Source organism: Novipirellula sp., assembly GCF_041583735.1.
In the GTDB taxonomy this organism is placed as follows: domain Bacteria; phylum Planctomycetota; class Planctomycetia; order Pirellulales; family Pirellulaceae; genus Novipirellula.
Genome location: NZ_JBFHFD010000446.1, coordinates 1 through 7,197 on the forward strand (window position 1 = coordinate 1; position 7,197 = coordinate 7,197).

At 56.7% G+C, this 7,197-nt stretch carries 4 protein-coding genes; 1 reads left to right on the forward strand and 3 read right to left on the reverse strand.

The window, feature by feature from the left end; translation table 11 throughout:
- Positions 1 to 112: 112 nt before the first annotated feature.
- Both ABX962_RS25310 and ABX962_RS25315 read right to left on the reverse strand, forming a co-directional pair.
- On the reverse strand, positions 113 to 901 hold the full coding sequence (locus ABX962_RS25310; protein ID WP_372723468.1) for a hypothetical protein: 789 nt from the start codon (positions 899 to 901) through the stop codon (positions 113 to 115).
- A gap of 250 nt (positions 902 to 1,151) precedes the next feature.
- Positions 1,152 to 2,450 carry a glycosyltransferase family 4 protein gene (locus ABX962_RS25315; protein WP_372723470.1) on the reverse strand — a complete coding sequence of 433 codons (1,299 nt, stop codon included), beginning with the start codon at positions 2,448 to 2,450 and terminating at the stop codon, positions 1,152 to 1,154.
- 353 nt (positions 2,451 to 2,803) lie between these two features.
- On the opposite strand from ABX962_RS25315, the gene leuB reads away from it, so the two are divergent.
- Positions 2,804 to 3,877 (forward strand): 3-isopropylmalate dehydrogenase, encoded by a 1,074-nt coding sequence (leuB, locus tag ABX962_RS25320; RefSeq protein WP_372723471.1) that lies wholly within the window; start codon positions 2,804 to 2,806, stop codon positions 3,875 to 3,877.
- A gap of 178 nt (positions 3,878 to 4,055) precedes the next feature.
- On the opposite strand, the gene ABX962_RS25325 is transcribed toward leuB, so the two are convergent.
- Positions 4,056 to 7,040: a M28 family peptidase gene (locus ABX962_RS25325; RefSeq protein ID WP_372723473.1), complete on the reverse strand. Its 2,985-nt coding sequence runs from the start codon at positions 7,038 to 7,040 to the stop codon at positions 4,056 to 4,058.
- Positions 7,041 to 7,197 lie beyond the last annotated feature (157 nt).

Below are 7,197 nucleotides of genomic sequence, written 5' to 3' on the forward strand. Positions count from 1 at the left end.
AAGAATTTACCATGATTCACCCGCGAATCTGAACCCCCTGACGAAAATGGCTGAGATAAAAGCGTTCGTGCTCCGCAGCGGGCTCGTCCAACCCGGCTGAAAGCCGCAAAAATCAGCGATTTGACGAGAATTCTTTGATCGATTCGAGCGAGGATCCTTCGGGAAACGCCGTTAATCCATGGTCGGTCAACCGATCGAGCTCCTGGTAACGAATGTCAACGAGGTCAGAAATTCGCGAAAACAGATCCGCTACATGTGCGTCGACCAACGGATGGATGGTCGATTCATCGACCGTTTCATCTCGTTTGAATGATCGTGTGATCGATGCATTGGCTCGCAAATATTCTTGAAACCGTTTCTCCAGCAGCGGATCGATTGAAATCTGCACGTGATCGAGTTCATGCAGCACCAACCGATCGGTCCAAAACGTCTCGGCCGCAGGCCGTTTGCGAAACCACACGGTGTGCTCGGTTTCGAGTCGCACGTCACTAAACCGCATCGTGATTCTCACTTCGCGAGACTCCGCGTTGCGATCTTGATCAACAAACTTCCATCGATTGCGACTGCGATAGTGATACCCCATCCGATATTCGGTCGTCGCTGCAAGTCGCCGCCCCTTTCGCAGCGTTGCGGACGAATCGCTCGGTCGCAGCCCCGATTGCATCGATTCCGGTCGCAGTCCATAGACAAATTGCACTTTGCCAACCTTGATCCACTCCGCAATCTCATCCGGTGGCAGCGGCAAGTCGGCCAAATCGATCGTATGCAAATCGGCGGCGTCATCGCCAAACGCATAAGATGCGAAAGTCAAAAACACACAGCATGCCAGCGAGATCCCCAGCCCCCCCTTTGCTATGGTTCGCAGCAAACAGGACAAATGCGCTGGCGGTGTCGGGCCCATGAGTCTCGCTTGTAGACAGATAAATTCAAAAGTAACGAACGTCACATCGATCCATTAAGTCTACACGAGAACGTCGTAGGATAGGCTTCCAGCCTGTCGACTCCACCGTGGGATCGGCTTCTAGTCTGCCGAGTGGGAGAGGTTTTGGCGTAGCGAAGATTCGCCAAGAGTTTTACGCGGGCAGGTAGGCGGGCAGGAGGGAACGAAAGTCTTCGTGACTATCGCTACGAGTAGCCTATCCCACATTGAATCAATCGCGGAATCCGGCGGCGACGAAGTTGTTTTGCTGCGATACGTGCGTTAGCCGAGCGTCACCAGAGTGCTGTTGTCCGCGATCCATGTCGGGCGAATCGATCAGTTTGCGGTAGACCTCGGCGGTTCCCCAGGCCATCGACAGGTCCGAAAACGATTGCGTTTGTCGCTGATGAGCGGCTTCGGCCATCGTGGTCCAATCGTATTCCCCCATTACCAGCGAGCGAATTTTTTTCGCGAGACTAACAGCATCACGCGGCTCGGCGAGCAAGCCTTCGACACCATCGGTGACCGCTTCGGGCGTTCCTTCGACGCGAGTGGCAATCACGGGGACCGCAGCGGCCATCGCTTCGAGCACCACCATCGGCAACCCTTCGCCAAACAGACTCGGTAACACCAACGCATCGACTTTCGCGAGTTCTCCGGGCACATCGTCTGTAAACCCAACGCGTTCCACGTAACGCCGCAGATTCAACCGATCAATTTGCTCGTTGATCTCCGTTTCATACTCGGAGGTTTCAAACGGACCGATACAACGAAGCACCACATCGAGTCCTTCGTCACGAAGGATGTTTAAAGCATCGAGTACGACTTCGAGTCCTTTCCGGGGCCGCATCAATGCGACCATGCCGAGCACCCAGCGACCGCCGACGACCGGATGGTGAATCCGCTCGGGCCGAATACTGGGAACGCCATTATGGACCACGGTGACCTTGTCTTCGCTGGCCCCTTTGGCAATGCAATCGAGCCGCAGACTTTCCGAAACCGTGATCAAATGCGAACAGCTCAGCAGCGATGCTCGTTCCATCCACGAGTTGATTCGATTGCTCCACTGGTGGACCGAATCGCGTGCTGCGGGGCTGTGCACGTGATAGACCCACGGGACTCCGGTCAATCGGGATGCTGCCGACGCGACCATCGCGGTCCGCGGGGTGTGAGCGTGCAAAAGTTCGTAACCATACGCCCGCACCAAGTCACGGATGCGAAAGACGGCGCGTAGATCAAAGCGACTTTTCATCGGGGCTAGATGACAACGTCCCCACTGCCGATTCTGTTCTGCCATGATTTGGGGGAATTTCCCAGGCTTGACGCAAACAAAATCGGCGGCGATTCCAAAGTTCGGCAAACAGCGGCCGAGATGGGACTGAACTCTTTCAGCCCCCGAAAAATACTCGCCATTGATCACATGTAACACGCTGGCTTCGATCGAGCATGGGGGTGACGCTGCCGGTTTGCTTGGCAGAACGACGGGCACCTGGACGGGGATCGACGCCAATTCGGTTTGGTTTTGCAGCATAATAGCGAGGGCAGAGCGAGAGAGTTTTGGCTAAGAGCGTGAGGGCAATGACCGTCGGGTCAACGATGGTTGCCGCTGTCTGGAAATCCCGCCGACAGAATCTCGACGGATACTGAAACTTGGGACGGTCTTGCGGCTCAGGCAGCCAGGATCCGGATGAACGTCTCGGCCTTGTTCACGCATCGATTGGATTGCGACGGATGTAGGGATTGGGGGCAGCGAGCAGGGCGATCGCGACATCCTCGGCCGCAGCGGCCGTTTTTTTTCTAGCGTGACATCGGATTGGGCAAACGAGGCGATTGGATTAAATTGGGGGCTCATCCATTTAAACCTCTCGCCCCAAGGGCACACCGTTGAAAGCGAATCTCGTACTATTGCCAGGCGATGGCATTGGCCCTGAAATCGTCTCCGAAGCCCAGCGAATCCTCGAAAAGATCGCGGAATTATTCGGTCACGAATTCTCGTTCTCGTCCCAATTGATCGGCGGCATCTCGATCGACAAAACGGGCGATCCTCTTCCTCAAGAAACCATCGACGCGTGCAAAGCCAGCGACGCGATCCTGTTGGGCGCCGTGGGCGGCCCGAAATGGGACGATCCGTCGGCGAAAACGCGTCCGGAAGCAGGACTGCTGAAAATCCGCAAGGAACTCGGACTGTTTGCCAATTTGCGTCCGATCCGATTGTTCGACCAACTGGTCGATTCGTCCCCGCTGAAACGCGAAATCATCGAAGGCACCGACATCCTGTTCTTTCGTGAACTGACCGGCGGAATTTACTTTGGTGAATCCGGTCGCTCGGGCAGCGGCGAAGACGAAACGGCGTTCCAGTCGATGGCGTACAGCGTTCGCGAAGTCGAGCGAATCGTTCGCATGGCTGCTAAGGCAGCTCAACAGCGTGATAATCGTTTGACCAGTGTCGACAAGGCCAACGTGCTCGAACCAAGCCGCTTGTGGCGTCAAACCGCCGCTCGCGTGATGGCCGAAGAATTCCCCGACGTGCAGTATGATGTTGTGCTTGTCGATGCGATGGCGATGCACCTGATCAACCGACCTCGTGACTTTGATGTCGTCGTTACCGGCAACCTGTTTGGCGATATTCTGACCGACGAAGCGTCGATGTTGCCCGGGTCGCTAGGGATGCTGCCGAGTGCTTCACTCGGTTCGGATGGCCCCGGGTTGTACGAACCGATTCACGGTTCGGCCCCCGACATCGCCGGACAAGAACTTGCCAACCCATTGGCCACGATCCTGGCTGCGGCCATGCTGCTGCGTCATTCGTTGTCGCTGTTGGACGAAGCCACCGCGATCGAAAATGCGGTCGCTGCCGTGCTTGCCGACGGGCTTCGCACCAAAGACATCGCTCGCGGCGGAAAGCACATCGGCACCAAAGAAATGGGCGCCGCGGTGCTGGAGCGATTGCAGAAGTAGCGTTGGTAACGCCATGACTGTGGAATTGGCTTCCAGCCTGTCGTTTTGGGAAACGGCAAGCTTGGAAGGCTAAACCACGGTGGAAAAGGACAGGCAGGATGCCTGTCGGGATGCTTGATGACAGGTTAAAAACCTGTCCCACGATGGACGACAGATTGAAAACCTATCCCACGGGAAACTACTCGCGGGCGGTGGGGGTGATTTTCATTGGCACCGTCTTTTCGCCTCGCTGGACGACGATCTCGACTTCTTCGCCAATCTTCAACGCCTCGATCGCGTAGGTGTAGTCGTAGATATCTTCGATCTTGCGACCTGCCAAGCGAATGATCACGTCGCCGCCGCTGACGCCCGCTTTGGCGGCCGGGCCGTCGCCTGCAACGCCACTCAGTTTCAACCCCTTGACCTCGCCCGCGGCATAATCGGGGATCGTGCCAAGGTACGCGGTCAATACCGCGCGCGGAGCCTCTTCACGCTTCTCGCCTTCGTCAAGTTCAAACTTCGGTGGCTCGGCAGCGGTCAGAAAACCGCGAGCCAATAGGGCGAACAAACGCGCGGTTTGAGCGGCACCGTCATAATTCAACTTGTCTGCGGTATCACGCGGGGTGTGATAGTCCTCGTGAGCCCCCGTGAACGCTGCCAGGATCGGTACGTCGCGTGCCACAAAGGCCGACGCGTCGGTGGGCAAACGCGTGCTGGTTTTATCGAGCTGCAATTCCAAGCCCACCGGGACGTTTCGCCGCTGAACTTCGCCTGCGAAACCAGGCGAGGAACCGATCCCTTGCACGATCAACTTCTCGCGCAGTCGCCCCACCATGTCGAGGTTCAAATAGGCGGCAATCGCCTGAGTCAATGGTTCAGCGTCGGCTGCGACTCCGTGGGCGTGTGCGGCATGAGCGTGAGCAGCGTCACCGCCGTGGTCGTGTGCTGGCGTTTCCAGTTTGGGAGCCTGCGGATAGAGATTGAAGAACTCGTTGACGTAATGCTGAGAACCAAACAGTCCCAATTCTTCGCCGCTCCAGGCGGCGATCAATAAATCGCGTTTTGGTTTCAGTCGCCCTGCGGCTTTTTCGGCTGCGAGATACTGAGCGATTTCGAGCATCGCTCCCACACCGCTGGCGTTGTCATCGGCGCCAAAGTGAATCAGCTCTTCTTCATCATCGCGAGCCAAACTATTGCTGCCTCCGCCACGACCGAGATGATCGACGTGAGCCCCGATCATGACGGCGGGATAGGTCTGATGATTGGGTTTGACGGGCAAGCGTGCGATGACGTTTCGCCCCACCCCGGTTTTCCGTTCGATCTCGATCGTCGACGAAACCGAGACGTTCTCCAACGGGAATCCCATTTGTGGTGAACCATCATCAAGCGATGCTTGAGTTTTCGCGAGATCCTTGTTGGCGTTCTGGAACATCCCTTTGGCAATTTCGTTGCTGATCGTCACCGCCGCGATACTAACGCCAGCCTGCGACGCGTTGCTATCGAACAGGATCAACTCTCGAGTCACTTTGCTGGTCGGTCCCGCCACGAACACGATCCCTTTGGCGCCATGATCGCGAGCGACCGTGGCTTTCCGCCGCGGCGAGCTGTAGCGAGCCATCTCTTGTCGCCGCTCGGGCGTGATTTCTTGCGGCATGTCCCGCAGCACCATCACCCATTTGCCTGCGACGTCCAAGTGCACGTAGCTGTCATATTCTTCGACTTCATCGCCGCCGGGCACGTGCATTCCATAGCCGGCAAAGACCACTTCGGCGGCATCGGTTTTACCGTCGTCGGAAAACGAAAGTGGCCGCCAATCTTCGTTCAACTCGAGCGATTTGTCCCCCAAGGCCATCGCGTTTTGGGACGTTAAACTCGAACCGGCGGGAAATTCAAACTCTTGAAAGAACGAGTCGTTTTCGCCGGCAGGTTCAAACCCCAAACTTTCCAAATAGGCCGCGACATACGCGGTCGCACGACGTTCGCCGTCACTGCCGGTCAAACGGCCAGCCAACTCGGGACGCGTCAGGAAATCAACATGCCGCATCACATCAGTCGGTGAAAACTCAGGCGATGTGTTCTCGGCCGATGCGACCGCTGCCTGCAAATCATCACTTGAATCCGAGTCGAGCCCTAGTAATTCACGAGCATGAGCGTCATTCCAGTCGCCCATGAAAATCTGAGACTGTTTTTCCTTGGTACGCGTCGAGGTCCACGACAACCGTTCGCCCTCGGGCAAGAACACTGGCAGCCCATCAAAGCCATCGGTGTAAGTCACACGAACCGGTTCCCCCTGGCCATCCGCCCGAACCAAGTACAGTTCAAAGTTGGCAAAGCCATGTTTGTTGGTGGTGAAGATCAAATAGTCACCGCTGGGGTGATAAAACGGCGCCCAGCTCATCGCGCCGAAATTGGTCAACCGGCGAACATCGCTGCCGTCGGTTTTCATCGTAAAGACTTCGGCAGTCGCACCATCCTCCGAGAAATGACGAAAACAGATGCGTTCGCCATCAGGCGAGAAAAAAGGACCTCCGTCGTAACCGGGCTCGGTCGTCAAACGGCGGACATTCGTGCCATCGGCATTCATGATGTACAGATCGATCATGAACGCGGGATCGATTTGGAACTTCTCTTGTTCCACCGCGGTTAATTCACGCGAATAGGCATCGCGATTCGATGCGAAGACAATTTGAGTGCCATCAGGACTGTAACTCGCTTCGGCGTCATAGCCTTTGGCATCGGTCAATTGTTTGTATTGGCCTTCGGCATTTCGCTCGACCAATTCATAGTTTTCGTCGTAATCCCATGCATAGCGGCGTTGCTTCCCACTGGCCCGCAGCTCCAGTTCGTCCTTTTGCTTTTGCTCGGCCGCTGGGTCGGCTTGCGTGCTGGCGAACAAGACGCGGTCGCCATCGGGATGGATCCATGCGCAGGTGGTCTTTCCAATGCCGGGTGAAACCTTTTCGATGTCGCCGGTTTCCAGATCGGTCAAATAGATTTGATAGAACGGGTTGGCCGGATCCCGTTCGCTTTGAAAGACCATGCGTGTGCCGTCGGCGCTAAAATAGCCTTCGCCCGCGCGGCGACCTTCGAAGGTGATTTGGCGAACGTGATCGACCAAATCGAGCTCCTGTTGGCCGGTGTTGGGTTGGCCGTTCTCGGGTTGGCCGGTGTTAGGCGTTTGCAATTTGGCCGCGGCGGCCTCCGCGTCGTTGTCCGCGGGGTTCACTTCGGCGTCCGCGGGCGCGGCCTTGCTCTGCGTCGGCTTGGTCACCGATGGTGGCTCTGCAGAGGCCCTGCCATCCGAGACAAAACAACAAGCCAGCAGCGTGGCAACCAAAACG